The organism is Nocardia sp. NPDC059228, assembly GCF_042754245.1.
Taxonomy (GTDB): Bacteria; Actinomycetota; Actinomycetes; order Mycobacteriales; family Mycobacteriaceae; genus Nocardia.
The window spans coordinates 251,625-277,657 of the sequence record NZ_JBHZAL010000001.1; the positions used below are offsets into that span (position 1 = coordinate 251,625).

Below are 26,033 nucleotides of genomic sequence, written 5' to 3' on the forward strand. Positions count from 1 at the left end.
ATTCGCTTGCCGCCGTGGTTATCCGGTGGCGGCCGGACTCTCGGCCGCGCTCACTTCTTGCCGGCCTTGGACTTGGCGTGCTTGGTTTTGGCGGGCTTGGTTTTGGCGGGCTTGGTTTTGGCGGGCTTGGTTTCGGCCGGGGTCTCGGCGGTCTTCTTGCCGTTGATCGTGGCCTTGCCCTCGGCCTTGGACCGCACCGGTTTCGCCTTGGGGGTGGGGACGACCGCGCGCGCGTTGTGCGGGAAGCCGCCCGCCTCCTCGCGGGTGAGCGAGGTCGTCATCGGATGCTTGCCGAGCACCTGCAGGCTGCGGTGCAGGTCGGCGAGCAGCAGGTCGGCCATGTCGATGGTGAAGCCGTGGCGCAGCACCGCGCGCATGATGATCTCGTCCCCGCGGTCGGCGGGCAGCGGGTAGGCGGCGATGAGCCAGCCGCGGGTGCGCAGCCGATCGGACAGGTCGTAGAGGTTGTAGTCGGCGCCGCCGGCCAGTTTCCACGAGACGGCGGTGATGCCGCGGCGCGGGTCGGCATCGTGGATGAGCTCGAACGGCCCGGCCTCGGCAATGCCCTTGGCCAGGTGCTGGCTTGCGGTGTAGATGGCGGTCTGCACATTGCGGTAACCGGTGCGGCCCAGCCGGATGAACTCGTAGTACTGGGTGACGGCCTGCCCGCCGGGCCGGGAGAAGTTCAGGTTGAAGGTGGGCATGTTGCCGCCGAGATAGTCGACATTGAAGATGAGCTCTTCGGGCAGATCCTCCTTGGTCCGCCAGATGGCCCAGCCCGCGCCCAGCGGTGCGAGACCGGTCTTGTGGCCGGAGGCGTTGATGGACTTGACCCGCGGAAGCCGGAAATCCCAACAGATTTCGGGTGCGCAGAACGGGGCGAGGAAGCCGCCGCTGGCCGCGTCGACGTGGATGGGAATGTCGAGTCCGGTTGTGGCCTGCAGCGCGTCGAGCGCCTTGCTGATGCCCTCGACATCCTCGAACAGGCCGGTGAAGGTCTGGCCGAAGGTGGGCACCACCATGATGGTGTTCTCGTCGCAGTAGGCCGCGATGTCGTCGGGATGCATGGTGTAGCGCTCGCCGCGCAGCGGGATCTGGCGGATCTCCACGTCGAAGTAGCGCGCGAACTTCTCCCAGCACACCTGGACCGGGCCGCACACGAAGTTGGGGGTGCCGGTGCCACCGCGCTTGCGCCAGCGGAATTTGGCGGCCAGGCCGCCCAGCATGGCGGCCTCGCTGGACCCGGTGGTGGAGGTGCCCAGCGTGCCCCGCGGATCGGGGGAGTTCCACAGGTCGGCGAGCATGTGCACGCCGCGCTGCTCGAGTTCGGCGGTCTGCGGGTACTCGTCCTTGTCGACGATGTTCTTGTCGAGGCATTCGTTCATCAGCCGTCGGGCCTGGTCGTCGACCCAGGTGGTGCAGAAGGTGGCCAGGTTCATCCGGGAGACGCCGTCGAGCATCAGTTCGTCGTGGACGATCTGGTAGGCGACCTGCGGGAAGATCTCGTGCTCCGGGAAGCCGCGGTGCGGAGCCGCGCGTCTGATGCCGGGCATCGCGTAGACGTCGTCGGGTTCCGTGGTGCCGGTCATATGGCCTCCGATCGAGATTCGGCATGGGTTTGCCGAGATCATGGTAGCCAGCCGGCCATGATCGAAACTGGTTCGGCCAGCTACCGTTTCGTAATCAAGAGAAAGTTGCTGAACGGTTACTATTCAGCACTATGGACTATCAGCATGTCATAGCGCAGGCGATGTCCGCCACGCAGCCGCACCTCGGGGCGGGTGCGGTAGCCGATCAGCTGCTGACCGACACCGTCGACCGCAATCGCGCCCTCTCGTATCCGATATCTAGCTTCGGAAACCTGCGCACCCTGGAAACAATCGGTCACCTGAAGAAGGGTGAGACCGTGAAATCCGATACCGCCAAGTGATCAGGAGGATGTGATGACCACGACCGCAGGGGTGCAGGAGGATTCGAAGGTGGCCGCGTTGCGCGCGGCCGTCAAGGAACTCATGCCGCGTGCGAAAAGCGATCTCGCGCAGCTCGTCTCGTTCAAATCGGTGTACGACGCCCGGCAGTTCCCGATCGAGGAGTGCGAGAAGGCCGCGCAGTGGGTGGCGGATGCGTTCGAGGCGGAGGGGCTCGCCGAGGTGGGACTGCACGAGACCCCGGACGGCAGCAATGCCGTCGTGGCCCGGAGCCGGGGGCCGCAGGGCGCGCCGACCGTCATGCTCTACTGCCACTACGACGTGCAGCCGCCGCTCGACGACGCCGCGTGGCAGACGCCGGTCTGGCAGCTCACCGAAAAGGATGGCCGCTGGTACGGGCGCGGTGCGGCCGACTGCAAGGGCAATATCGTCATGCATCTGACCGCGCTGCGGGCGCTGCGCAAGGTGTACGGCGACGAGTATCCGGTCGGGCTGGTACTGGTCTCGGAGGGCTCCGAGGAGCAGGGCACCGGCGGACTGGAGGAGTTCGTGCCCGGCAATGCCGACCTGCTGCGCGCCGACACTCTGATCATCGGCGACTGCGGCAATTTCGCGGTCGGCGTGCCCACCTTCACCCAGACCCTGCGCGGCACTGTGAATGTGGTCGTCACCGTCGAAACCCTCTCCGGCCCCTTGCATTCCGGCATGTTCGGCGGTCCCGCGCCCGATGCGCTGGCCGCCATGATCCACCTGCTCGGCACCCTGCGCGACGTCGACGGCAACACCACCATCGACGGGCTGCGCAATGACCAGGTCTGGCAGGGTCATGAGTATCCGGTGGGCCGATTCCGTTCCGACGCGGGCGTTCTCGACGGCGTCCATCTGCTGGGCACTGGCGAGGTCGCCGATATGCTCTGGGTCCGTCCGGCGCTCACGGTGCTCGGTATGGACGTCCCGCCCGTGGTCGGCTCCTCGGCGGCCATCCAGCCCAGGACCCGGGCCCGCCTCAACCTGCGCATTCCGCCGGGCACCAATCCGGAGGACGCGCTGAAAGCCCTGACCGCGCACCTGAAGTCGCACGCGCCGTGGCACGCGAAGGTGACGGTCGAGACCGAGGCCACCGGCTCGCCGTTCGTCGGCAGCACGGACGGCCCGGCGCGGCGGGCCATGTCCGCGGCCATGCAGGCGGCCTACGGGCGTCCCGCCACCACCGAGGGACAGGGCGGGTCGATCCCGCTGTGCAATGTCTTCGCCGACACCTATCCGCAGGCGGAGATCATGCTCATGGGCGTGGAGGAACCGAAGTGCCTGATCCACGCGCCCAATGAGAGCGTCGATCCGACGGAGATCGAGCACATGGCCCTGGCCGAGGCGCTGTTCCTGGCCTCCTACCGCTGACCCGGGGCGAGGCGGATTCGCCACGAATCCGCCTCGGCCGCAGTGGGTTACACAGCTCGCGCCGCCGGGCGGTGGCCGCTCCCGCCCGGCGGTGCGACATCAGAATTCCGCGTGATCCTCGGGTTCGATGATCTTGAATTCGGTATTGGCCGGACTCATTTCATTCAGCCGACCGAAATAGATGCCCTGTGCTTCGGGGGCGATGATGCCGTAGTGGATGGGGAACGCGACCCGCGGATTTACCGCACGCAGGTAATCCACGGCCTCACTGATGCGCATCCACGGGGCGACCGCGGGAATGGCGAGAACGCCGACCGGAGTCGGCGGAACCCAGAGTGAATCACCGGGATGGACGAGTTGTGCGGGATCGTCCGGAGTACCGAGTTGGAAGACGGTGTTGTCGATAACGGGGATCTCCGGATGGATGACCGCGTGCCGGCCACCGCCGCCGGTAATTTGGACATCACCGACTTCGAGAATATTTCCGGCATGCACCGGCTCCCACGGCTCGCCCCGCAGCAGCGCGGTCTGCGGATCGGACAGCAGCCTGGCCTGCGGATTCGCCTCGATCAGCGCATCGATCCGGTGCGGGCAGATGTGATCGGGATGCTGATGCGTCACCGCAATGGCATCCAATCCGGTGAGACCTTCGAATCCGTGCGAGAAATTGCCCGGATCGAACAGGATCTTGCTGCCGTTGAGCTCCACGAGAATGCAGGAATGTCCGAAATGGGCTATGTGCATGATTCAACGGTAGCCCGCGGGGGTGTGGTGTGGACCACGGACGGCACGACCCGGCGGTATGTCCGCCGCCCCCGCCAACTACGCTGATCAGCGATACCCCCCGCCCGGCAGGCATGCATGCCGGGCGCCGCCCCACCAGCTGAGGAGCAACGCGTGGCACGTGTCGTGGTCGAGGTGATGCCGAAGGCCGAGATCCTGGATCCGCAGGGACAAGCCATTGTCGGCGCTCTGGGGCGTCTCGGGCACCCCGGCATCTCGGATGTGCGGCAGGGCAAGCGATTCGAACTCGATGTCGATGACAATGTCACCGACGCCGACCTGGAGCAGATCGCCGAATCGCTGCTGGCCAATGTCGTGATCGAGGACTGGAAGGTCGTCCGGCTGTGAGCGCCCGCATCGGTGTCATCACCTTCCCGGGCACGCTCGACGACGTCGACGCCGCCCGGGCGGTGAAACTGGCCGGTTCCGAGCCCGTTTCGCTGTGGCACGCCGATGCCGACCTCAAGCAGGTCGACGCGGTCGTCGTCCCCGGCGGCTTCTCCTACGGCGACTACCTGCGCGCCGGCGCCATCGCCTCCATGGCCCCGGTCATGGGCGAGGTCATCAAGGCCGCCGAGCAGGGCATGCCGATCCTGGGCATCTGCAACGGCTTCCAGATCCTCTGTGAGGCGGGCCTGCTGCCGGGTGCGCTGACCCGCAACGAGGGCCTGCACTTCGTCTGCCGCGACCAGTGGCTGACCGTCGAGCAGACCGATACCGCCTGGACCACCCGCTACGAGCCGGGCGCCCAGATCCTCATCCCGGTCAAGAACGCCGAGGGCCGCTACCAGGCGTCCACCGCCGTGCTCGACCAGCTGGAGGGCGAGGGCCGCGTGGTGTTCCGCTACGCGGGCGGCAACCCCAACGGCTCGCAGCGCGACATCGCCGGCATCACCTCGGCCAATCGCCGGGTCGTCGGCCTGATGCCGCACCCCGAGCACGCCACCGAGCCGCTCACCGGACCCAGCGACGACGGCCTGGGCCTGTTCCTCTCGGTGCTGGACAGCCTCGTCAAGGCGTAGCCCCACATGCGGCGGGACTAGATCCCGTCCAGAATCTCGAAGTCGACTCCGCCCGCCCTGGCCAGCCAGGTCGGGCGGACTGCTTGTATCCCCTCGAAACCGACTTCGCCCCACGGGGTTTCGACGACCCGCCGGTCCGCCACCGCGGCCTGGATGCGCCGCACCTCGAGCGATCCGGCCAGCTCGGCCATGCCGCGCAGAGTGTGGATGGCCTCATAGCTGGTGTTGCTGAAATTGGTGAGCGTGGGCGCGAACCAGCCGTGCAGCCGGTGATAGCGGTCCAGCCGCTCCCGATCGCGCGGTCCGTTCACGAAGAAGCCCGACGGCACGAACAGATTGTGGTTCGCGCCGCCGCCCGCGGCCAGCAGCACGTTCTCGTCCACGGCCGGGCTCACCCGCACCTGCTGATCGGACCGCCCGGTCCGGGAGAACTGCAGGTTGAAGCGGGCGACATCGGCGCCCACCAGCAGCACGATGATCCCGTCGGCCAGGTCGAGCCGGGGATCGTCGAGGAACCGGCCGAAATCCCGGGTGCGCATGGGCACGAACAGCTCCAGCGGAATCAGCTCCGGATCCTGCAGTGCCGCGCGCACGGCCTGCGCGGTGCGCCGCGGCCACACGTAGTCGTTGCCGATGATCGCCCAGCGCCGGGCCTCGAAGGAGCGCCGCAGCCAGTCCAGCGCGGGCACGATCTGGTGCCCGGGATCCGCCCCGATCATGAACAGCCCGTCCGGAACCGACTCCACGCCCTCGTGATCGGTGGCGAACAGGTACGGCACCCGCCCGGCCGTCACCCGCTCCACCGCGCGGCGCACCGCCGAGGTGTGCCAGCCGGTGACCGCGTGCACCATGCCGGTGGCCAGCAGTGCCGTCACCTCTCCGGCCACCAGGTGGGGTTCGCGCCCGCCGTCAATGTGGGTGACGCGCAATTCCCGTCCCAGAATTCCGGAACCGGAGTTGATTTCTTCCAACGCGAGAGAAATAGCCGCCTCACAGGATGGCGCGAAGATACCGCCGGGTCCCTGCTGCGGAACTATGTTGATGATCTCGATGGCGTTCTCGGGATTCCCGCCGAACGGGGACATGGGCTACCCTTCCCCTCGTTCAAGCGGTTTTCTGACGGGCGGGAAATATGGCGACAATTCTAGGTGGATTTTCCACCTTGCATGGAGCCCTCCGAGCGGCCGAGCGGAGTTGGCTTCGTCACCTGGACGCCGCATTGTGTGCCAGGCGGCTCACCGCCGACCAGTGGTGCATGCTCACCAATCTGTCCGCTGATATCGGCATCACCATGAGTGAGCTGGCGTCGCGGGCACAGCTACCGCCGTCCTCGGCCACCCGGCACGCCGACCAGCTCGCCGAGCGCGGGCTCATCTTCCGGGTCGCGGCGGCCGACGACCGCCGGCGCATCCTGATCGGACTGAGCCGCCGCGGTGAGGAATTGGTCGAGGAGGTGCGCGCCGAGGAGGCGCGCGCCGAGGCCGAAATGCGCCGCAGTCTCGGAAGTGACGACTATCTGGAGCTGGTGCGGTTGCTGGGCCGCGTCGCCGAAGCGCCGCTGCCCGGGTAGCCGACGCCTGGCGCAGTCCGAACGGGACAACTGATCTCGCAAGGATCGTGGTAACCCCCGAGTACCCCCAAGATCGGTTTGGCACTCGACGCAGGCACGGAATGCCAAACCGTCAACGGCTCTCAGCTGCCCGCTGAAGTCTCGGGGAGGCGGATAAGCTCGAGCCCATGCCAGTTGCCGAGACCACCGCGACCGCCGCAGGCCTGTGCGCATTCATCGATGCCTCCCCGTCGCCGTTCCACGTCTGCCGAACTGTCGCAGCCGAACTCGACGAGCACGGCTTCACCCGGCTGTCCGAATCGGCGCCCTGGCCCGCGGGTGGCGCGGGCCGCTACTACGTGGTGCGCGCCGGTTCCCTGGTGGCCTGGGCCGACGGCGGCCCGGACGCGGCCCCCGGCTCCGGGCAGGCCGGCCCCTTCCGGGTGGTCGGCGCCCACACCGACAGCCCCAATCTGCGGGTCAAGCAGCATCCGGACACCGCCGTGGCGGGCTGGCAGATGGCCGGGTTGGAGCCCTACGGCGGCGCCTGGCTGAACTCGTGGCTGGACCGCGATCTCGGCATCTCCGGGCGATTGTCGGTACGTGACGGAAATGCGGTGCGGGAGCGGCTGATTCGCATCGACGAGCCGATTCTGCGCGTGCCGCAGCTGGCCATCCACCTCTCCGACGACCGGCGCGGCGTGCAGTTGGATCCGCAACGGCACGTGAACGCGGTGTGGGGGATCGGCGGCGAGCCACGCTCGTTCCTGGCGTTCGTCGCCGAACGCTCCGGCATCGACCCGGGCGCGGTGCTGGGCTGGGAGCTGATGACCCATGATCTGGTGCCCTCCAGGCTGATCGGGCGCGACCTGGATCTGATCAGCGCGCCCCGGCTGGACAATCAGGGCACCTGCTACGCCGGGCTGCGGGCCTTCCTGGCCGCCGTCGCCGAACCCGGCGCGGCGACGCCGGTGCTGGCCATGTTCGACCACGAGGAGGTCGGCAGCCAGTCCGACCGCGGCGCCCAATCCGGGCTGCTGCCCACGGTGCTGGAGCGCATCGTGCTCGCCCGCGGCGGCGGACGCGCGGAATACCTGGCGGCCCTGGCCGATTCGGTGTGCGCCTCCGGCGACATGGCGCACGCGACACACCCCAACTATCCGGACCGGCACGAGCCCTCGCACCGCATCGAGGTGAACGGCGGGCCGGTGCTCAAGGTCAATCAGAACCTGCGCTACGCCACCGACGCCACCGGCGCGGGCGCCTTCGCCCTGGCCTGCGCGCAGGCGAACGTCCCGTTGCAGCGCTACGTGCACCGGGCGGATCTGCCCTGCGGCTCCACCATCGGGCCGATGACCGCGGCCCGCACCGGCATGTCCACCGTGGATGTCGGCGCGGCCCAGCTGGCCATGCACTCGGCGCGCGAAATGATGGGCGCCGCAGACGTTCCCGCCTACGCGGCGGCCCTCGCGGCCTTCTTGACCCCTACGCCGTGAGCAGCGCGGCCTTTTCCGGGTCCGGGGTCGGGCGATAGCTCAGCGCCGCCACGACGAAGACGGCGAAGGTGACGATGACGTAGCTGTTGCCGACGATCTGCTGCCACCAGTTCCAGGTGAGTTCGCGGTCGTGGTTGTGGGGGAGCAGCCACATCGGCCCGATGGCGAACATGACCGCCGCCAGGCCGGCCGCGCCGAGGAACCACCGGTTGCGGCGGCCGCGGGCGACGGCATCGGCGGCCACGATCAGCGCGGGCGCGATCCACACCCAGTGGTGCGACCAGGAGACCGGGGAAACCAGTAGCACCGCAGCGGCATTCACCATCAGGGCCGCGACCGTCGCGCCGGCGTCGAGCAGGCGCTTCATCCACAGGGCGGCCAGCGCCACCGCGGCCACCGACAGCACCAGCCAGATCAGCGTCGAGATCGAGGTCGAGTAGCCGAGCCGGAACACGAAGCCCTTGATCGACTGGTTGCCCGCGTACCAGGGCGGGCCGATGCGGCCGGTGTCGGACAGGGTGTGGAACCAGTACTGCGGCGAATCCTTCGGGAACAGCACGAATCCCACCGCAATCGCGCCGATGGCGGACAGCACCAGGGTGATCGCGCCCTTCCAGTCCTTGCGCAGCAGGAAGTAGAGGAGATAGCCGCCCGGGGTCAGCTTCACCGACACCGCGATGCCGATCAGCATGCCGCGCGGCCAGAAGGGCTTGCGCACCAGGCAATCCAGCGTCACCGCGGCCATCAGTACCAGGTTGATCTGACCGAACCCGTAGGTCTCGCGGATCGGCTCCAGCAGCTGCAGCAACCCGACCGCGCCGATGACGACGGCCAGCCGGGTCTGCCACGCCAGGCTCGGCCGGATCCGGTCCAGCACCACCCACAGCGTCACACCCAGCGAGGCGATGGAGACCGCGAGCACCGCCCACTCCGCGACGGCCAGCGGCATGATGGCCAGCGGCGCGAAGAACAGCGCGGCGAGCGGGGGATAGGTGAACGGCAACCCGATCCCGTACACCGCCGGCATCGGTCCGTACAGATCCTTGCCGTCGAGCCAGGCCCGCGCGCCGTTCCGATACACCTGCAGGTCGATGAACCCGTGCCACAGAGTCACGAAACTGATCACCGCGGATATCGCGAACAGCGCGACCGCGATCGCCAGCAGTTGCCCCTGCCGCCCTGTCAGCCCTCCGGGCGTGGTCACGGGCTTCTCGGTCGGATCCGCGACCCCGGATCGATCGTTCACCCGGACAGAGTAGCGGGCAACGGTCACTCCCCCGCCTCCCCGGGCCTTCGGCGCCCGGCTCGCGTGCCGCTATCTGACCTGCGTGCGTGCCGGCGGTTGGGAGCCGAAACCATTGTGGGCGTACCCGGGGAGTTGCCCCGGTCGGCGACAAATCAGTTGTCGCCCCGGCATTACGAAGACAGTGGCCGCTGCCACACTGGCGGGCGGGGTAAAGGGCTGGAATGCAGGCAATTAGACTCGCGATCGTATCTCGCCGACATCCAGCAACGCCGGCTTTCGCTTCCGACCTGCCCGGCCGAAAGGACTCTGGTATTCCCGTGACCAGCCACGTCGATACCGTCAGCAACGCCGCGGCCACCTCGGACCACCCGCAGCCCTACAAGGAACTCGGCCTCAAGGAAGACGAGTACGCCCGGATCAAGGAGATCCTGGGCCGGCGTCCCACCGACGCCGAGCTCGCCATGTACTCGGTGATGTGGTCGGAGCACTGCTCCTACAAGTCTTCCAAGGTGCACCTGCGCTACTTCGGTGAGACCACCACCGAAGAGATGAAGAAGTCGATGCTCGCGGGCATCGGCGAGAACGCGGGTGTGGTGGACATCGGCGGCGGTTGGGCGGTGACCTTCAAGGTCGAGTCGCACAACCACCCCTCGTATGTGGAGCCCTACCAGGGCGCGGCCACCGGCGTCGGCGGCATCGTGCGCGACATCATGGCCATGGGCGCCCGCCCGATCGCGGTGATGGACCAGCTGCGCTTCGGTGCGGCCGATCACCCGGACACCCGGCGCGTGGTCGACGGCGTGGTGCGCGGCGTCGGCGGCTACGGCAACTCGCTGGGCCTGCCGAATGTGGGCGGCGAGACCGTGTTCGACTCGTCCTACCAGGGCAATCCGCTGGTGAACGCGCTGTGCGCGGGCGTCATGCGGGTCGAGGACCTGCACCTGGCCTTCGCCTCCGGCCAGGGCAACAAGATCATCCTGTTCGGCGCGCGGACCGGTCTGGACGGCATCGGCGGCGTGTCCGTGCTGGCCTCGGACACCTTCTCCGGCGACGAATCCGGTTCCGGCCGTAAGAAGCTCCCGAGCGTCCAGGTCGGCGACCCGTTCGCCGAGAAGGTCCTCATCGAGTGCTGCCTCGAGCTGTACCACGCCGGACTGGTGGTCGGCATCCAGGACCTCGGCGGCGCCGGACTGTCCTGTGCCACCTCGGAACTCGCGGCGGCCGGTGACGGCGGCATGCACATCGAACTGGACCAGGTGCCGCTGCGCGCCGCCAATATGACTCCCGCCGAGATCCTTTCGAGCGAGTCGCAGGAGCGCATGTGCGCGGTCGTCACCCCCGAGAATGTGAACGCCTTCATGGCCGTCTGCAAGAAGTGGGACGTCACCGCCACCGTCATCGGTGAGGTCACCGACGGCGAGCGCCTGATCATCACCTGGCACGGCGAGACCGTGGTGGATGTGCCGCCGCGCACCGTCGCCCACCAGGGCCCGGTCTACGAGCGCCCGGTCGAGCGTCCCGCGGATCAGGATGCGCTGAACGCGGATACGGTCGCGCGCCTGAACCGGCCCAAGACCGGTGACGAGCTGCGCGCCACCCTGCTGAAGATGCTGGCCAGCCCGCAGCTGTGCTCGCGCAAGTGGATCACCGAGCAGTACGACCGCTACGTGCGCGGCAATACCGTGCTGGCCGAGCACGCCGACGCCGGTGTCATTCGCATCGACGAGGAGACCGGTCGCGGCATCGCGCTGGCCACCGACGCCTCGGGCCGCTACACCAAGCTGGACCCGTACGCCGGCGCGCAGCTGGCGCTGGCCGAGGCCTTCCGCAATGTCGCCGTCACCGGCGCCACCCCCAAGGCCGTCACCAACTGCCTCAACTTCGGCTCCCCGGAGGACCCGGGTGTCATGTGGCAGTTCCAGCAGGCCGTGCGCGGCCTCGCGGACGGCTGTGCGGCCCTGGGCATTCCGGTCACCGGCGGCAATGTGTCCTTCTACAACCAGACCGGCCAGACCGCCATCCTGCCGACCCCGGTGGTGGGCGTGCTCGGCGTCATCGACGACGTGCACCGCCGCATCCCGACCGGCCTGGGCACCGAGCCGGGCGAGACCCTCATCCTGCTCGGCGAGACCCGCGACGAGCTGGACGGCTCCATCTGGGCGCAGGTCGAGCACGACCACCTCGGCGGTCTGCCGCCCCAGGTCGACCTGGCCCGCGAGCAGCTGATCTCCGAGATCCTGGTCTCGGGGTCCCGCGACGGCATGGTCTCCGCCGCCCACGATGTCTCCGAGGGCGGCCTGATCCAGACCGTGGTGGAGGCCGCGCTGGCCGGTGAAACCGCCTGCCGCATCATCATTCCCGAGGGCGCCGACCCGTTCGTGACCCTCTTCTCCGAGTCCGCGGGCCGGGTCCTGGTGGCCGTGCCGCGCTCGGAGGAGACCCGCTTCACCAAGATGTGCGACGCCCGCGGCCTGCCGTGGGCCCGCATCGGCGTGGTCGACGACGGCTCGGACTCGGTGGAGGTCCAGGGCCAGTTCAGTGTGAAGCTCGACGATCTGCGCGCCGCCCACGAGGGCACTCTCCCCGCGCTGTTCGGTACCTCCGACCACTGAACCGACCCGGCCCGAGGGCCGTGGACATTCCGAGAGCCCGCCGGTTCCCCCTCGATCCGGCGGGCTCTCGCCATGCCTGCGGTGCGGGACAAGCTCAATTGATCTTGAACGGGTCGTGCTCGGCCATCAGCTTCTCCATCCGGGCCTCGTCGATGCGGTGATGCACCTTCGAGGATTCGTGTTGATCGCGAATCACTTTCGCGAGGGTGAAACTGCTGCTCACCAGGAACAGCATTGCCATCAGCAGGAATCCGCGCTGCCAGATGTCCAGCGGGAGATAGACGATGCCGATGATCAAGGCGCAGAAGCTGATCCCGAAGGCGATCGTGGCCTGAGCCAGAAACGCCGTGGTGCTCTTGGTGTGTGCGCTCGGAGTGCTCATGGTTGGTGAGTCTGGCGGCCCCGCCGCCGAATCGACCGAGTACATCTACTCGAGTGCACCGAGTAGAGGCCGCGGGCGACACGCCGGTGGGATGGTCCCTCTCACATGCTGCGGTCCCCGGATTCCGGCCGGTTGCGTCCATACTTGACGGGTGCTGGACTCCGCCGACGCCCTGAACCGGCTGCGCACACGTGGCGCGATGGTGTATCGGCGTGGCACGGTGGCCGCGCGGAAGGTCGAGGACGCCATCGACCTCAACCACACCGGACTGGTGGTGGCGACCATCTTCTTCGCGTGGTCGGTGACGCCGTCGCTGGTGCCGCGCGACTGGCTGTTCCAGGGCTTGATCTCCGGCCTCAATGCCGCCATCGGTTACGGCGTGGGCTGTGTGCTGCAGTGGTTGTTCCGCAAGTGGATCCGGCCGCGGATCAAGATCGCGACTCCGCCCGAGTGGGCGCGCTACGTGATCAAGGTCGTCGTGGTGGTCGTCTGCATTCTGGTGGCGGGCTACATGCTGGTGCTGTCCGCCGACTGGCAGCGCGAGATCACCACCCTCATGGGCATGGAGGGCACCACCCGGGCCGCGTATCTGCGTACGGGCGGGCTGAGTTTCGCGGTCGGCGCGCTGGTGGTGGCGGCCTACCGCACGCTGCGCGAGATCGTGCGGTTCCTGGCGCGGCTGCTCAGCCACTGGGTGCGGGTGCCGCCCGCGCTCGCGCCCGCGACCGGCGCGCTGCTGCTCACCGTACTCATCGTGACGCTGTTCAACGGCGTCGCCACCCGCGCCTTCTTCGCGGTCGCCAACTCGGCGTTCAGTGTCCGCAACGACAAGGTGACCGAATACGCGGTGCAGCCGGCCCAACCCGAGCGTTCGGGCAGTCCGGCCTCGCTGGCCAAGTGGGAGACGCTGGGATCGGAGGGCCGCTGGTTCGTCTCGCACGGACCCGACCCCATGCTGATCAGCGCCGTCACGGGAAAGCCCGCGCGCGAACCGATCCGGGTGTACGTCGGGCTGCAGTCGGCGGGCAAGGACAGCACCGAGGAGGACCTGGCGGTCGCCGAACTCGAGCGCACCGGGGCCTTCGACCGCAAGGTCCTGGTGCTGGCCACCACCACCGGCACCGGCTGGGTGAACGGGGAGGCCGCGGCCGCCATCGAGTACATGTGGGGCGGCGACACCGCCATCGTGGCCTCGCAGTACTCGTATCTGCCGAGCGTGCTGTCGTTCCTGGCGGACCGGCAGAAGGTCGCGACCAACGGGCGGAAGATATTCGACGCGGTCTACCAGCGCTGGTCGCAGCGGCCGCCCGAGCATCGGCCCAAGCTGCTGGTGTACGGGGAGAGCCTCGGCTCGCAGGGCTCCGAATCCGCCTTCGACGGCCTGGCCGACCTGCGCTCCAAGGTGGACGGCGCGCTGTGGGTGGGCCCGCCCAACTCGAATCGCCTGTGGCAGCAGTTCGTTCAGCGCCGCGATCCGGGCACCCGCGAGGTGGAACCCATCTACGCCGACGGCCTGGTGGTCCGATTCGCCGCCACCGCAGCCGATCTGGGCAAACCCTCGGCGGACTGGCGCAAGCCGCGCATCGCCTATCTCCAGCACCCCTCCGACCCCATCGTCTGGTGGTCCTCGGATCTCATCTTCTCCCAACCGGATTGGCTCTCGGAGCCGCCCGGCGCGGATGTCTCGCCGCAGATGCGCTGGTGGCCTCTGGTCACCTTCTGGCAGGTCGTCGCCGACCTCACCAATGCCCAGGGCGTGAGCGACGGTCACGGCCACAACTACGGTTCCCTGGTGCTGGACGGCTGGGCCGCCATCGCCGCCCCACCCGACTGGGACCAGGACCTCGGCGAACGCATCCGCACCCAGATCGAACTCGCGGAGGCGTACGAGCGGGCGGTGAAATAGCCGTGCTCGCCACGGCCCGCGCCCTGCTGCGCCCGAAACCACTTGCCGCGGTAGCGCTCCCGCTGCTGTGGAGCAACCGCATACTGCCCGCACTGGACCTGGACGTGCGCGGCCGCACCGCCGTCAGCACAGCCTTCGCCGCCGCGTACACCCTGTTCTTCCGAGGCACGCCGAACTGGTTGTCACCGCATGGGCTGCGCACCGGCGCGGCGGCGGCGGGGATGGTGCTCTCCGGTTACGCTGTCGCCCTGGCCCTGCCGCCCACCCGCCGTCACCTCGCCGGACTCGCCGATCGCGGCCCGGGCGTCTCCACCGTCGAATGGACTGCCCTGCACATCCCCGGCGGCACCGTCCTCACCGAAGAGCTCGTCTACCGCTCGACGCTGACGCCGCTGCTGGATCGGGCCGCCGGGCGTCCGGGAAACGCGCTGGGCGCGTTCGTCTTCGGTCTGTCTCACATCCAACCTGCCCGCGCCGCAGCCGATCCCGTCCGGGCAACGGTGGCCCTCACCACCGCCGCGGGGCTGCTCTTCGACGGGCTGCGCCGCCACACCGGCAGCGCCACCGCCCCGGCCCTGCTGCACCTGGCCCTCAATGCGGGCGGAGCCCTGGCCCCGCGGATCGCCCGTCGCCTTGCCCGGGTGAGCCTCAGCCCGCGAAAGCGGGACGCCGGGGCGCCGCAGTAGCCTCGGCGGCATGGCGCGACGAGGTGCGGTGGATCCGGCGGAGGTGCGGGCGGCGGTAGCGGCGGTGCGGGAGTGGCTGCGCGACGAGACCACGGTGCCGCCCTCGCGCACCGAGCTCGCGGCCGCCGTGCGCGGGACCGCGCGGGCATTGGCGGCGGATGCGCCCGGGCATTCGGTGGAGGTGCGAGTACCGCCGTTCGTGGCGGTGCAGTGCATCGAGGGCCCCAGACACACCCGGGGGACGCCGCCGAATGTGGTCGAAACCGACTCCCGCACCTGGCTGCTGCTGGCCACCGGGCTGCTCGGCTTCGACGCGGCGCGCGAATCCGGTGCACTGTCCGCCTCCGGCAGCCGGGCGGGCGAGGTCGCGAGGTGGCTGCCGGTGGTGCCGGTCTGACGCCGCGGCGCTAGGCGCCGGCGGGCTTGGCGTGCTTGCCGCCGCCGGTGCCCGGGGTCTCGACGGGTTTGCGCTCCAAGCCCTTTCGATCGTAGACGCGGGTGATGAACAGTCCGCCGACGACGCCGATGATCAGGCCGAGCACCGCCATCCACACGCCGCGGGTGAGCCCGGCCCGGCCATTGCCGTAGAAGTACAGGATCGAGCGGGTGCCCAGGAAGACCTGGTGCATGGGCTCGAACTTGGCCAGCCAGCCGAAGTACTTGGGTGTCGCCTCGATCGGAATGGTGCCGCCGGAGGAGGGCAGGCCCAGGATGATGAAGATGATCAGGTTGATGATCAGGCCCGCGGTGCCGACCGCGGCCAGCATCGAGGTGCAGGTGACGCCGACCGCCACGATCACCAGGGTGCCGAAGATGAACAGCAGCAGCGGTCTGTCGATCGGCATACCGAGCGCGGCCGCGATGCCCATCAGTGCGCCCGAGACCGCCAGCGCCATCACCACCACCGCCGACCATTTGATGAGCAGCGTCTTCACCCGCGAGATCGATGCGCGCGGATAGTGCACGTACCACGGTCCCCACTCGGTCGGCAGGAACCCGAGGGCCGAATCGATGAGCTGATGGATGATCATCGCCCCGACCATGCCGACCAGCAGGAGCAGCAGGCTGTAGAAGAACGCGGTCAGGCCTTCGCCGGAACCGCCGGGCAGCGGCCAGAATTGGTCGACGACGATATTCAGGGGTTGCGCCAGCACCAGCCGGGTGGCCGCGGTGAGTTCCGTCGGGGGTGCGCCCGGGGCCGGCGTCAGCTGCGCCTTCACCTGGTCGGTCAGCTGCTGCCCGACCTGAGCGTTCACCTGGGTGAGAGCTCGCTCACCGAATTTCTGCACCACGGCGGTGGCGAACGCGCCGGCCCGCGGATTGGTCTGCAGCGTGATGATCGGCTTGGTGATGTCGCCGGGCACCACACTGCCGACACCCAGAATGCCGAGCCGCTTGGAGAAGTCGGACGGAATGATGATCGTGCCGTACACCCGAGCGGACTGCATCTGCAGCTGCGCCTCGTTGATGCCGAGCACCCGCAGATCGATCTGGTCCGACGGCACTGCCTGCTGTAGACCGTCGGAGATCTGATCGCCGAAGTTGACGTGCTTGCCGCCGATATCGTCGCCGACATCCTGATTCACCAGGGCGATCGGAAAGTCGTGCAGATTCTTCTCCGGATCGACCACGTAATCGAGGTACATGACGCCCAGCAGCGAGGCGAGCAGGGTGACCACCACAATCGGAAACACCCACCTGAACGGGCTCAGATGCCTGGGTCGTGGAGCGGTTTCCGTACTGCCGGTGCTTTCGGTGCTCGCCACGGTCGAACGCTAACAGGAAACCGCCTGCCATCCCGGTTATCCCAACGGTGGGTTGCCTTGGGGTTACCCGTAGAATGGCGAACGCCCCCAGCCCGCCGAACAGGGAGCAAACGGTGACTCTCCCCTCCGCCGCCACCACCTCCGACCAGGACGAGAACGAACCGCGCGAAGAGTGCGGTGTTTTCGGTGTCTGGGCACCGGGCGAAGATGTGGCAAAGCTCACGTATTACGGACTTTACGCATTGCAGCACCGCGGTCAGGAGGCGGCGGGCATTGCCGTCGCCGACGGCTCGCAGGTGCTGGTCTTCAAGGATCTCGGCCTGGTCAGCCAGGTCTTCGACGAACAGACCCTGGCCGCCATGCCCGGCCACGTGGCGGTCGGCCACTGCCGCTACTCCACCACGGGTTCCACCACCTGGGAGAACGCGCAGCCCATCTTCCGCACCACCGCGGTCGGTACCGGAATCGCGCTGGGCCACAATGGAAATCTGGTCAACACCGCCGAATTGAGTACGCGGGCACGGGAACTCGGACTGGTCACCGGCCGGCTGGCGGGCACCGTGGCCGCCACCTCCGACTCCGATGTGATGACCGCGCTGCTGGCGCACGCGGCCGCCGACAAGAGCATCGAGCAGGCCGCCATGGAGTTGCTGCCGACCCTGCAGGGCGCCTTCTGTCTGACCTTCATGGACGAGCACACCCTCTACGCCGCCCGCGACCCGCACGGGGTCCGGCCGCTGTGCCTGGGCCGGCTGGACCGTGGCTGGGTCGTTGCCAGTGAGACCGCCGCCCTCGACATCGTCGGCGCGTCCTTCGTGCGCGAGATCGAGCCGGGCGAGCTGCTCGCCATCGACGCCGACGGCGTCCGCTCGCTGCGCTTCGCCAATCCGACGCCCAAGGGCTGCGTCTTCGAATTCGTCTACCTGGCCCGGCCCGACTCCACCATCTCCGGCCGTTCGGTGCACGCCACCCGGGTGGAGATCGGCCGCCGCCTGGCCGCCGAGCACCCGATCGAGGCCGACCTGGTCATCCCGGTGCCGGAGTCCGGCACCCCGGCCGCCGTCGGCTACGCACAGGGTTCCGGTGTGCCCTACGGCCAGGGCCTGATGAAGAACGCCTACGTGGGCCGCACCTTCATTCAGCCCAGCCAGACCATCCGACAGCTCGGCATCCGGTTGAAGCTCAATCCACTACGCGAGGTGATCCGCGGTAAGCGGCTCATCGTGGTGGACGACTCCATCGTGCGTGGCAACACCCAGCGGGCCCTGATCCGCATGCTCCGCGAGGCGGGCGCGTTGGAGATCCACGTGCGCATCGCCTCCCCGCCGGTCAAGTGGCCCTGCTTCTACGGCATCGACTTCGCCTCGCGCGCGGAGCTGATCGCCAATGGCGCGGGCCCCGACGGCATCGAGGGCGAGAGCCTCGACGACATGGTGGAGGGCGTGCGCCGCTCCATCGGCGCGGACAGTCTCGGCTACATCTCGCTGGAGGGCATGGTCGCCGCCACCGAGCAGCCGCGCTCGCGGCTGTGCTGCGCCTGCTTCGACGGCGACTACCCGATCGCGCTGCCGGCGGAGAACGCCATCGGCAAGAACGTGCTCGAGGGCATGCTGTCCGGCGCGACCGAGACCGAGCTGCTGGCGGACAATGTCAATGCCTCGGCGCTGAGTCGCCCATAAGCACAAGCACTCACGGTGCCCGTTCGCGTAATCGCGGACGGGCACCGTGCTTTTCCCGCTCCGAACAGGGAAATTCGGTGGCGCAGTTGCGACATGGGCGTCTCGGGGCGGATGGCTCGATTTGTGTACCGATTGTTCCGAAACGCAACACGCCGGTTATAACCGGTCGATACTGTGCCCAGCCAAAGGATGTCCACCGCGGCGCGGCGGGACCGTGACCCGGCCGCTGCGCTGCGCTTCGAGAGCAGGGCAGTATGCGCGCGAGAAGAGTTGCGGCAGTAGGTTTTGCGGGACTAGCGGTGCTGGCGGTCGCCGGCTGCGGTTCGGGAAAGACATCGGACAGTGGTGGGGGAGCGGGAATCCTGGTCGGCACCACCGACAAGGTCACCTCACTGGATCCGGCCCGGGCCTACGACAACGGCTCACTGCTGGCGGAAACCCAGGTCTACCAGTTCCTGATGAATTTCCCGGCGGGCGAGGCGGTGCCGAAACCCGACGCCGCCGACAAGTGCGAGTTCACCTCGCCGACCGTCTACACCTGCACGCTCAAACCCGGATTGAAATTCGCCAACGGTGATCCCCTCACCGCGCAGAGCGTGAAGTTCTCCTTCGACCGCATGGTGAAGATCGACGACCCGCAGGGCCCGAAGGCGCTGCTGGACAACCTCGATCACACCGATGCCCCCGACGACAAGACCGTCGCCTTCACCCTCAAGAAGGGCAACGACCAGACCTTCCCGGCCATCCTGCCCACCCAGGCGGCGGCCATCGTGGACGAGAAGGTCTTCCCGGCCGACAAGGTGCTCGCCGACGAGGACATCGTGAAGGCCAAGCCGTTCTCCGGTCCCTACACCATCACCAGCTACGACAAGAACAAGCTGGTCGAGTACAAGTCCAACCCGGACTACAACGGGCTGTTCGGCAAACCCAAGACCGACGCCGTCACGGTGAAGTACTACGCCGAGGCGGCCAACCTGAAACTCGATGTGCAGCAGGGCAATATCGACGTCGCCTGGCACACCCTCACCCCGACCGACCTGGACTCGCTGAAGACCAGCGACAAGGTGACCGTGCACCAGTCGCCCGGCGGCGACACCCGCTACATCGTGTTCAACCTCAACACCCAGCCCGGCGGCAATCCCGCCCAGAAGCTGGCCGTGCGCAAGGCCGTCGCCGTCGCCGTCGACCGCGAGGCGCTGGCCAACAGCGTCTTCAAGGGCACCTGGGCCCCGCTGTATTCGCCGGTGCCCAAGGGTGTTCCGGGCGGCACCGAGGCCCTGAAGGACATCTACGGCGCACTGCCGAACAAGGACGCGGCCGCCAAGTTCCTCGCCGACGCGGGCGTGGCCACGCCGGTCGAACTGAACCTGCAGTACACCACCGAGCACTACGGGACCGTCAGCTCCGAGGAGTACGCCGCCGTCAAGAGCCAGCTCGAGGCCACCGGGCTGTTCAAGGTGAATCTGCAGTCCACCGAATGGGTCGCCTACCAGAAGGCCCGCTCCACCGACGGCTACCCGGTGTTCCAGTTCGGCTGGTTCCCGGACTACCCGGACGCCGACGACTACCTGCGCCCCTTCTTCACCGAGGACAACTTCCTGCGCAACCACTTCGGCGATCCGAAGATCACCGCGGAGCTGAACGCCGAACTGACCGAACCGGATCCGGCCAAGCGGACCGCCGCGCTCGCCACCGTGCAGCACGACCTGATGGCCGACTTCCTGCCCATCGTGCCGCTGCTCACCGGCAACCAGATCGCGGTGGCGGGCAAGAACATCCAGGGCGTGGAGAACACCCTGGACCCGTCGTCCAAGTTCCGCTTCGGCGTACTGAGCAAGTAGTCGGATGGTGACGACCACCGAACCCGAGGGCGGGCCGGCGATCCCGGCCCGCCCGGCGGGTACACGAACGCACCGCAGGTTCTTCCCGGCCCGCCGCGGCGACACCCGCTACGGCGCGCTGGCACGGTACCTCGGGGTGCGAGCCCTGCTCATCATCCCCACCACCTGGATCCTGGTGACCCTGGTCTTCTTCCTGATGCGGGTGATCGGCGATCCCATCACCGCCGCGCAGGGCGGGCGGCTCACCCCCGAGGAGTTGCAGCGGCGCAAGGAGGCCGCCGGACTCACCCGCCCCATCCTCACCCAGTACCGCGACTACCTGTCCGGCCTGCTGCGCGGGGATTTCGGCCGCTCCCAGGACAATCGGGCCATCAGCGACGTCATCGTCACCTACGGTGCGGCCACGCTGGAACTGGTGTTCTGGGCGCTCCTCGTGGCCTTCGCGTTGGGTGTGCCACTGGGCAGATACGCCGCCACCAAACGGGATTCGGCCGCCGACGTGAGCCTGCGATTGTTCGCGATCCTGGTGTACGCGGCCCCGGTGTTCTTCGTGGGGCTGCTACTGAAGCTGATCTTCGCGGTCAAACTGGGCTGGCTGCCCGTGGCCGGGCGGGCCGGCACGACCGTGGAGCTGCAGCTGCAGCACGTGTCGCCGAAAACCAACATCATGATCGTCGACGCGATCCTCTACGGCGACACCGGGAACATCGTCGACGTGCTGAAACACGCTGTGCTGCCGGCGATCGCGCTGGGCCTGCTCACCGCGGGCGTGTTCCTGCGACTGGTGCGGATCAATGTGATCCAGACCCTGCGCTCGGGCTACGTGGAGGCCGCCCGGGCCCGCGGCCTGTCCGACCGCGTCGTCACCGGACGGCACGCCTTCCGCAATGCCCTCATCCCGGTGGTCACCGTCATGGGCATGCAGATCGCCATGCTGCTCGGCGGCGCGGTGCTCACCGAAACCACCTTCGAATGGAAGGGATTGGGCTACCAGCTCGCCACCTACCTGCAGGCGCGCGACTTCGTGGCGGTGCAGGGCATCGTCGCGTTCATCGCCATCGTGGTGGCCGTCATGAGCTTCCTGGTGGACCTGATCGTGGCGCTGATCGACCCGAGGGTGAGGTTCTGATGACCGTCATCGAAACCGGCGTGCGAGCGCCGGTCCCGCCGACCCGCTCCCGGCTGCGGATCCCCGGAACGGCCCTGGTGCGCATGACCTCCGGGCTGCAGCGGGCCACGCTGCTGCTCGGGCTCGCCCTGGTCGCGGGGTTCATCCTGGTGGCCGTCTTCGCGCCCCTGCTGGCGCCCTACGGATTCGCGCAGAACGCCTCCGGCGGCGTCGACTTCGCGCGGCAGCAGGCGCCGTCGGCCGCACACTGGTTCGGCACCTCGGTGCGCGGGGAGGACGTGCTCTCCCGCGTCCTCTTCGGGGCGCGCACCGCGCTGTCGGTGATCGCGGTGTCGCTGGTGCTGTCGCTCATCGTCGGCGTGCCGCTCGGCCTGGTGTCCGGCTACCTCGGGCGCTGGGTGGACCGCGTGCTGGTGCTGTTCATGGACGCCATGTACGCGTTCCCGTCGCTGCTGCTGGCCATCGTGGTGTCGATCGTGGTGTCCGGCGGGCAGTCCAGCAGCTTCGGCGGCATCCTGTCGGCGGCCATCGCCATCACCGTCATCTTCGTGCCGCAGTACTTCCGGGTGGTGCGCAACGCCACCATCTCGGTGAAACAGGAACCGTACGTGGACGCGGCGCGCGTCACCGGCGCGTCCACGCTGCGAATCCTGTTCCGGCACATCCTCGCCAACGTCACCCAGTCGCTGCCGGTACTCGTCACCCTCAATGGCGCGGAGGCCATCCTCACGCTGGCCGGGCTGGGCTTCCTCGGCTTCGGCATCGAACCCACCCAGGCCGCGGAATGGGGCTACGACCTCAACAAGGCGCTGGCCGACGTCTCCAACGGCATCTGGTGGACCGGCGTCTTCCCCGGCGCCGCCATCGTGATCGTGGTGCTCGGCATGACCTTGGTCGGCGAGAGCCTCAACGAGGTGCTCAACCCGCTGCTGCGCACCCGCCGCGCCGCCACCGAGACCGCCACCGAGACCGAGCCCGCGGCCACCGAATCCGAACCCGCGCAGGAGGCGGCCGATGCCTGAACCCGTCCTGTCCTTCGACTCCCTCACCGTCACCTTCGCCACCGACGCCGGGGCCGTCACCGCCGTGAAAAACGTGTCCTACCAGGTGTATCCGGGCGAGGTGCTGGCCGTGGTCGGCGAATCCGGCTCCGGCAAATCGGTCAGCTCGCGCACCGCCATGGGACTGCTCCCGCCGACCGCCGACGTCCGCGGGCACGTCCTGCTGGGTGCGAAAGCGATCACCAGGATGAGCGAGAAGGAACTCACCGCGGTGCGCGGCGGAGCCGTCTCCATGATCTTCCAGGAGCCCGGCGCCGCTCTGGACCCACTGTTCACCGTCGGCTTCCAGATCGGCGAGGCATTGCGGGCGCACTCGGGCATGAAGCGGAAACCGGCCCGCGCCAAAGCCATCGAACTGCTGCGCGCCGTCGGGCTGCCCGACCCCGAGGCGAGAGTGGACTACTACCCGCATCAGCTCTCCGGCGGCCAGAAACAGCGCGTGGTGATCGCCATCGCCATCGCCTGCGAACCCAGGGTGATCATCGCCGACGAACCCACCACCGCCCTCGACGTCACCGTGCAGGCCGAAATCCTGGCACTACTCCGGGATCTGCGCGACCGCATCGGCGCGGCCATCGTGCTCATCACCCACAATATGGGCGTCGTGGCGGACCTCGCCGACCGCGTCGTGGTGATGCGTGAGGGGCGCATCGTCGAAGAGGCGCCGGTGGAAAAGCTCTTCGCCGAACCCGAGCACGAATACACCCGTGCCCTCCTGGCCGCGGTGCCGAAACTACATGTGCTGCCCGATAACTGGGAAGCCGCGGAGCATCCCGGTGACAGTGCACCGGCCGCTGGGGTAGAGGCCCGACCCGACTCCGCGCCCGTGGCCGGGGCGGCACTTGCGAGAACGATTGTCCGCGAACCTATCCCGGCCGACGCCGCCACCGTGCTGGAGGTCTCCGGCCTGGTGGTGGAGTTCCCGGCCCCGCTCGGCCGCCCGTCCTTCCGGGCCGTGAACGAGGTCGGCCTCACCCTGCGCCGCGGCGAAACCCTCGGCCTGGTAGGCGAATCCGGCTCCGGCAAGTCCACCATCGGCCGCTGCGTGGCCGGTCTGCAGCGGCCCACCGCGGGCAGCGTCCGGGTACTCGGCACCGATATCGCGGGCCTCTCCGAACGCCGGCTGCGGCCCATCCGCCGCCGCTTCGGCTTCGTCTTCCAGGACCCCGCCACCTCCCTCAACCCGCGCCTCACCATCGGCGACTGCGTGGCCGAACCCCTGCTGGTGCACAAACAGGCCAAGGGCGCGGCCGCCCGTGACCGCGTCCGCCGCCTCCTCGACGACGTGCAACTCCCGGCCGGGGTGGAAAAGCGCTACCCGCACGAACTTTCCGGCGGCCAGCGCCAGCGGGTCAGCCTGGCCCGGGCCCTGGTACTCAATCCCGACCTGCTGGTCGCCGACGAACCCACCAGCGCCCTGGACGTCTCGGTGCAGGCCCGGGTGCTCGAACTGTTCGCGGGCCTCCAGCGCGAGTTCGGCTGGGCCTGCCTGTTCATCAGCCACGACCTCGCCGTGGTGGATCAGCTGGCCGACCGGATCGTGGTGCTGCGCAGCGGGACCGTCATCGAACAGGGCAGCAACGACGACATCCTGCGCAACCCGCGCGAGGAGTACACCCGCCGACTGGTCGCCGCCGTCCCGGTCCCCGACCCGGTGGAGCAACGGCGTCGGCATCGTTACGAAACGTGACAACAGATTTCGTAGCGCTTGGGGTAACTCACCGGGTACATCCAAAATAGATGTGGCACCCCGCCGCCGGCACAGGTGCCGGAGTCCGGCGGCTCTATGCCATCCGCTGAATTCTCGGGGAGGCGGGCGAGCCCGCTGAGTTCTCGGGGAGCCGCGTGAGCTAGCGTGAGCAGGCATCTATCCATCGATTCGGCTTGGAGCTCTCTCCGACAATGACTGAACAGATCCCCAGCGGTGCCGGTGCCTCGTACGCGGCGGCCGGCGTCGACATCGAAGCCGGTGACCGTGCAGTCGAGCTGTTCGCTCCCCTGGCCAAGAAGGCCAGCCGCCCCGAAGTGCAGGGCGGACTCGGCGGCTTCGCAGGACTGTTCGCACTGAAGGGCGGCTACAAGGAGCCCCTGCTCGCCGCCTCCACCGACGGCGTCGGCACCAAGATCGCGGTCGCCCAGGCCCTCGACAAGCACGACACCGTCGGCCTGGACCTGGTCGCCATGGTCGTCGACGACCTGGTGGTCTGCGGAGCCGAACCGCTGTTCCTGCAGGACTACATCGCCGTCGGCAAGGTGGTCCCGGAACGCGTCGCGCAGATCGTCTCCGGCATCGCCGAGGGCTGCGTCATCGCCGGCTGCGCCCTGCTGGGCGGCGAGACCGCCGAGCACCCGGGTCTGATGGGTGTCGACGACTACGACCTGTCGGCCACCGGCGTCGGCGTGGTCGAGGCCGACGCCGTGCTCGGCCCGGACCGCGTCCGCCCCGGCGACGTGGTGATCGGCATGGGCTCCTCCGGCCTGCACTCCAACGGCTACTCGCTGGCCCGCAAGGTGCTGCTCGACATCGACCGCATGTCCCTCACCGGGCACGTGGAGGAATTCGGCCGCACCCTCGGCGAGGAACTGCTCGAGCCGACCAAGATCTACGCCAAGGACTGCCTGGCCCTGATCGCCGAGACCGACGTCCGCACCTTCTGCCACGTGACGGGTGGCGGCCTGGCTGCCAATCTGGCCCGCGTGCTCCCCGCCGGCCTGGTCGCCGAGCTGGATCGCGGCACCTGGAACCCGGCCCCGGTCTTCAAGATGATCGCCCAGCGCGGCCGCGTCGAGCGGGCCGAGATGGAGAAGACCTTCAACATGGGCGTCGGCATGGTCGCCGTCGTCGCCCCCGAGGACGCGGACCGCGCCCTCGCCGTCCTCACCGCCCGCCACATCGATTGCTGGACCCTCGGCACGGTGAAGAAGGCCAAGGACGCCGACGCCGCCCGCGCCGTCCTGGTGGGAGACCACCCGCGCTTCTGAGCGCCGGACAGCGACGAGCGAAGGCCCCGGCCACTCTGGAGAGTGGCCGGGGCCTTCGCCATATCCGGGGCGAGCCAAATCGCCCGTCTCCCAACGCGACAACTGATTTCGTTCCGGCGAGGGCAACTCGCCGGGTACATCGAGAATCGGGTCGGCACACAACCGGCGGCACGCGTGCGGAATCAGCGACGGCTCCCCAGCCATGCGCCAAGGGCGCGGAGAGGCGGGGGAGCCGTTGGTGCTGCTGGCAAACCCTCAGCGCGACGTGCTTCTCGGCTCAAAACGACGTGCTAAAGGGGGAAGCCCATCGGCTTCCCCCTGCAGTACGTCGAAATATCCGAGTCAGCGACGCCAGTCGTCGTAGCTGTCTTCTTCTTCCCAGCTCGACCGCGATTCGCTCGCGTCATGCTCGTCGGAAAGCACACCACTCCGCTGTGCGTCGGAGGCACTCCCCGACAGCTCGCGCTGAAGGCTCGTGAAGTCGGTCGACGGCGAGCTGTACTTGAGCTCCCGTGCAACCTTGGTCTGCTTTGCCTTAGCCCGGCCACGGCCCATGGCTGACCCCCT

Annotated in this window: 23 protein-coding genes; 16 read left to right on the top strand and 7 right to left on the bottom strand. The window is 68.4% G+C overall.

Features of this window, described 5'->3' with window-relative positions:
- Positions 1 to 50: 50 nt before the first annotated feature.
- Positions 51 to 1,589, bottom strand: coding sequence for a glutamate decarboxylase (locus ACFXKA_RS01180; RefSeq protein ID WP_379425304.1), 1,539 nt, complete (start codon positions 1,587 to 1,589; stop codon positions 51 to 53).
- A gap of 131 nt (positions 1,590 to 1,720) precedes the next feature.
- Here ACFXKA_RS01180 and ACFXKA_RS01185 point away from each other — a divergent pair, with 131 nt between their 5' ends.
- On the top strand, positions 1,721 to 1,930 hold the full coding sequence (locus ACFXKA_RS01185; RefSeq protein ID WP_379425306.1) for a hypothetical protein: 210 nt from the start codon (positions 1,721 to 1,723) through the stop codon (positions 1,928 to 1,930).
- 13 nt (positions 1,931 to 1,943) lie between these two features.
- The gene (locus tag ACFXKA_RS01190) at positions 1,944 to 3,326 is read left to right on the top strand and encodes a dipeptidase (protein ID WP_379425307.1); all 1,383 of its coding nucleotides are present in this window, start codon (positions 1,944 to 1,946) and stop codon (positions 3,324 to 3,326) included.
- A gap of 99 nt (positions 3,327 to 3,425) precedes the next feature.
- Here ACFXKA_RS01190 and ACFXKA_RS01195 read toward each other — a convergent pair whose 3' ends face one another.
- A complete protein-coding gene (locus ACFXKA_RS01195) occupies positions 3,426 to 4,070 on the bottom strand; it encodes an MBL fold metallo-hydrolase (protein ID WP_379425308.1) in 645 nt (214 codons plus the stop codon).
- Between the two features lie 153 nt (positions 4,071 to 4,223).
- On the opposite strand from ACFXKA_RS01195, the gene purS reads away from it, so the two are divergent.
- Positions 4,224 to 4,457 carry a phosphoribosylformylglycinamidine synthase subunit PurS gene (gene purS, locus ACFXKA_RS01200; protein ID WP_040803258.1) on the top strand — a complete coding sequence of 78 codons (234 nt, stop codon included), beginning with the start codon at positions 4,224 to 4,226 and terminating at the stop codon, positions 4,455 to 4,457.
- On the top strand, positions 4,454 to 5,131 hold the full coding sequence (gene purQ / locus ACFXKA_RS01205) for a phosphoribosylformylglycinamidine synthase subunit PurQ (protein WP_364606110.1): 678 nt from the start codon (positions 4,454 to 4,456) through the stop codon (positions 5,129 to 5,131). The genes purS and purQ overlap by 4 nt, the downstream gene beginning before the upstream one ends.
- Before the next feature lie 17 nt (positions 5,132 to 5,148).
- Here purQ and ACFXKA_RS01210 read toward each other — a convergent pair whose 3' ends face one another.
- Complete coding sequence (locus tag ACFXKA_RS01210; RefSeq protein ID WP_379425309.1) at positions 5,149 to 6,216, bottom strand: substrate-binding domain-containing protein; 1,068 nt, start codon at positions 6,214 to 6,216, stop codon at positions 5,149 to 5,151.
- 47 nt (positions 6,217 to 6,263) lie between these two features.
- Here ACFXKA_RS01210 and ACFXKA_RS01215 point away from each other — a divergent pair, with 47 nt between their 5' ends.
- Together ACFXKA_RS01215 and ACFXKA_RS01220 are read left to right on the top strand one after the other, a co-directional pair.
- Positions 6,264 to 6,701 (top strand): MarR family transcriptional regulator, encoded by a 438-nt coding sequence (locus ACFXKA_RS01215; protein ID WP_354831037.1) that lies wholly within the window; start codon positions 6,264 to 6,266, stop codon positions 6,699 to 6,701.
- A 167-nt stretch (positions 6,702 to 6,868) separates the two neighbouring features.
- Positions 6,869 to 8,176 carry a M18 family aminopeptidase gene (locus ACFXKA_RS01220; RefSeq protein WP_379425310.1) on the top strand — a complete coding sequence of 436 codons (1,308 nt, stop codon included), beginning with the start codon at positions 6,869 to 6,871 and terminating at the stop codon, positions 8,174 to 8,176.
- Here the strand turns inward: ACFXKA_RS01220 and ACFXKA_RS01225 are convergent.
- Positions 8,166 to 9,422 (bottom strand): glycosyltransferase 87 family protein, encoded by a 1,257-nt coding sequence (locus tag ACFXKA_RS01225; protein ID WP_379425312.1) that lies wholly within the window; start codon positions 9,420 to 9,422, stop codon positions 8,166 to 8,168. The two genes, ACFXKA_RS01220 and ACFXKA_RS01225, sit on opposite strands and share 11 nt — an antisense overlap.
- A gap of 317 nt (positions 9,423 to 9,739) precedes the next feature.
- Here ACFXKA_RS01225 and purL point away from each other — a divergent pair, with 317 nt between their 5' ends.
- Positions 9,740 to 12,034: a phosphoribosylformylglycinamidine synthase subunit PurL gene (gene purL, locus ACFXKA_RS01230; protein WP_379425314.1), complete on the top strand. Its 2,295-nt coding sequence runs from the start codon at positions 9,740 to 9,742 to the stop codon at positions 12,032 to 12,034.
- Positions 12,035 to 12,128: 94 nt separating this feature from the next.
- Here the strand turns inward: purL and ACFXKA_RS01235 are convergent, their stop codons facing one another.
- A complete protein-coding gene (locus ACFXKA_RS01235; protein WP_354831026.1) occupies positions 12,129 to 12,416 on the bottom strand; it encodes a YiaA/YiaB family inner membrane protein in 288 nt (95 codons plus the stop codon).
- Between the two features lie 151 nt (positions 12,417 to 12,567).
- On the opposite strand from ACFXKA_RS01235, the gene ACFXKA_RS01240 reads away from it, so the two are divergent.
- From ACFXKA_RS01240 to ACFXKA_RS01250, 3 genes are read left to right on the top strand one after another with little or no spacing between them, the layout of a single operon-like run.
- A complete protein-coding gene (locus tag ACFXKA_RS01240) occupies positions 12,568 to 14,322 on the top strand; it encodes an alpha/beta hydrolase (protein ID WP_379425315.1) in 1,755 nt (584 codons plus the stop codon).
- A gap of 2 nt (positions 14,323 to 14,324) precedes the next feature.
- Complete coding sequence (locus ACFXKA_RS01245) at positions 14,325 to 15,008, top strand: type II CAAX prenyl endopeptidase Rce1 family protein (RefSeq protein ID WP_379425316.1); 684 nt, start codon at positions 14,325 to 14,327, stop codon at positions 15,006 to 15,008.
- A gap of 10 nt (positions 15,009 to 15,018) precedes the next feature.
- On the top strand, positions 15,019 to 15,405 hold the full coding sequence (locus ACFXKA_RS01250) for a sterol carrier family protein (protein ID WP_354831017.1): 387 nt from the start codon (positions 15,019 to 15,021) through the stop codon (positions 15,403 to 15,405).
- Positions 15,406 to 15,415: 10 nt separating this feature from the next.
- Here ACFXKA_RS01250 and ACFXKA_RS01255 read toward each other — a convergent pair whose 3' ends face one another.
- The gene (locus tag ACFXKA_RS01255; RefSeq protein ID WP_379425317.1) at positions 15,416 to 16,774 is read right to left on the bottom strand and encodes a YhgE/Pip domain-containing protein; all 1,359 of its coding nucleotides are present in this window, start codon (positions 16,772 to 16,774) and stop codon (positions 15,416 to 15,418) included.
- A gap of 113 nt (positions 16,775 to 16,887) precedes the next feature.
- On the opposite strand from ACFXKA_RS01255, the gene purF reads away from it, so the two are divergent.
- The 6 genes from purF (at position 16,888) to purM (ending at position 25,466) form a co-directional block, all read left to right on the top strand.
- Positions 16,888 to 18,453 carry an amidophosphoribosyltransferase gene (gene purF, locus ACFXKA_RS01260; RefSeq protein WP_354831015.1) on the top strand — a complete coding sequence of 522 codons (1,566 nt, stop codon included), beginning with the start codon at positions 16,888 to 16,890 and terminating at the stop codon, positions 18,451 to 18,453.
- Between the two features lie 254 nt (positions 18,454 to 18,707).
- Positions 18,708 to 20,294: an ABC transporter substrate-binding protein gene (locus ACFXKA_RS01265; protein WP_354831013.1), complete on the top strand. Its 1,587-nt coding sequence runs from the start codon at positions 18,708 to 18,710 to the stop codon at positions 20,292 to 20,294.
- A 4-nt stretch (positions 20,295 to 20,298) separates the two neighbouring features.
- Positions 20,299 to 21,423, top strand: coding sequence for an ABC transporter permease (locus ACFXKA_RS01270; RefSeq protein WP_379425318.1), 1,125 nt, complete (start codon positions 20,299 to 20,301; stop codon positions 21,421 to 21,423).
- Entirely contained in the window at positions 21,423 to 22,445 is a 1,023-nt protein-coding gene (locus tag ACFXKA_RS01275) for an ABC transporter permease (RefSeq protein ID WP_379425319.1), read from the top strand. Before ACFXKA_RS01270 ends, ACFXKA_RS01275 begins: the two co-directional genes overlap by 1 nt.
- A complete protein-coding gene (locus ACFXKA_RS01280; protein ID WP_379425320.1) occupies positions 22,438 to 24,174 on the top strand; it encodes an ABC transporter ATP-binding protein in 1,737 nt (578 codons plus the stop codon). Before ACFXKA_RS01275 ends, ACFXKA_RS01280 begins: the two co-directional genes overlap by 8 nt.
- A gap of 212 nt (positions 24,175 to 24,386) precedes the next feature.
- Positions 24,387 to 25,466 carry a phosphoribosylformylglycinamidine cyclo-ligase gene (purM, locus tag ACFXKA_RS01285; protein WP_354831006.1) on the top strand — a complete coding sequence of 360 codons (1,080 nt, stop codon included), beginning with the start codon at positions 24,387 to 24,389 and terminating at the stop codon, positions 25,464 to 25,466.
- A 342-nt stretch (positions 25,467 to 25,808) separates the two neighbouring features.
- Here purM and ACFXKA_RS01290 read toward each other — a convergent pair whose 3' ends face one another.
- Entirely contained in the window at positions 25,809 to 26,021 is a 213-nt protein-coding gene (locus tag ACFXKA_RS01290; RefSeq protein WP_379425321.1) for a DUF3073 domain-containing protein, read from the bottom strand.
- Positions 26,022 to 26,033: the final 12 nt, after the last annotated feature.

Excerpts from the sequence above, each read along its gene's own strand:
- ACFXKA_RS01180 (WP_379425304.1), bottom strand. The coding sequence starts at position 1,589 with ATGACCGGCACCACGGAACCCGACGACGTCTACGCGATGCCCGGCATC.
- ACFXKA_RS01185 (WP_379425306.1), top strand. The coding sequence starts at position 1,721 with ATGGACTATCAGCATGTCATAGCGCAGGCGATGTCCGCCACGCAGCCG.
- ACFXKA_RS01190 (WP_379425307.1), top strand. The coding sequence starts at position 1,944 with ATGACCACGACCGCAGGGGTGCAGGAGGATTCGAAGGTGGCCGCGTTG.
- ACFXKA_RS01195 (WP_379425308.1), bottom strand. The coding sequence starts at position 4,070 with ATGCACATAGCCCATTTCGGACATTCCTGCATTCTCGTGGAGCTCAAC.
- ACFXKA_RS01210 (WP_379425309.1), bottom strand. The coding sequence starts at position 6,216 with ATGTCCCCGTTCGGCGGGAATCCCGAGAACGCCATCGAGATCATCAAC.
- ACFXKA_RS01215 (WP_354831037.1), top strand. The coding sequence starts at position 6,264 with ATGGCGACAATTCTAGGTGGATTTTCCACCTTGCATGGAGCCCTCCGA.
- ACFXKA_RS01220 (WP_379425310.1), top strand. The coding sequence starts at position 6,869 with ATGCCAGTTGCCGAGACCACCGCGACCGCCGCAGGCCTGTGCGCATTC.
- ACFXKA_RS01235 (WP_354831026.1), bottom strand. The coding sequence starts at position 12,416 with ATGAGCACTCCGAGCGCACACACCAAGAGCACCACGGCGTTTCTGGCT.
- ACFXKA_RS01250 (WP_354831017.1), top strand. The coding sequence starts at position 15,019 with ATGGCGCGACGAGGTGCGGTGGATCCGGCGGAGGTGCGGGCGGCGGTA.
- ACFXKA_RS01265 (WP_354831013.1), top strand. The coding sequence starts at position 18,708 with ATGCGCGCGAGAAGAGTTGCGGCAGTAGGTTTTGCGGGACTAGCGGTG.
- ACFXKA_RS01270 (WP_379425318.1), top strand. The coding sequence starts at position 20,299 with ATGGTGACGACCACCGAACCCGAGGGCGGGCCGGCGATCCCGGCCCGC.
- ACFXKA_RS01275 (WP_379425319.1), top strand. The coding sequence starts at position 21,423 with ATGACCGTCATCGAAACCGGCGTGCGAGCGCCGGTCCCGCCGACCCGC.
- ACFXKA_RS01280 (WP_379425320.1), top strand. The coding sequence starts at position 22,438 with ATGCCTGAACCCGTCCTGTCCTTCGACTCCCTCACCGTCACCTTCGCC.
- purM (WP_354831006.1), top strand. The coding sequence starts at position 24,387 with ATGACTGAACAGATCCCCAGCGGTGCCGGTGCCTCGTACGCGGCGGCC.
- ACFXKA_RS01290 (WP_379425321.1), bottom strand. The coding sequence starts at position 26,021 with ATGGGCCGTGGCCGGGCTAAGGCAAAGCAGACCAAGGTTGCACGGGAG.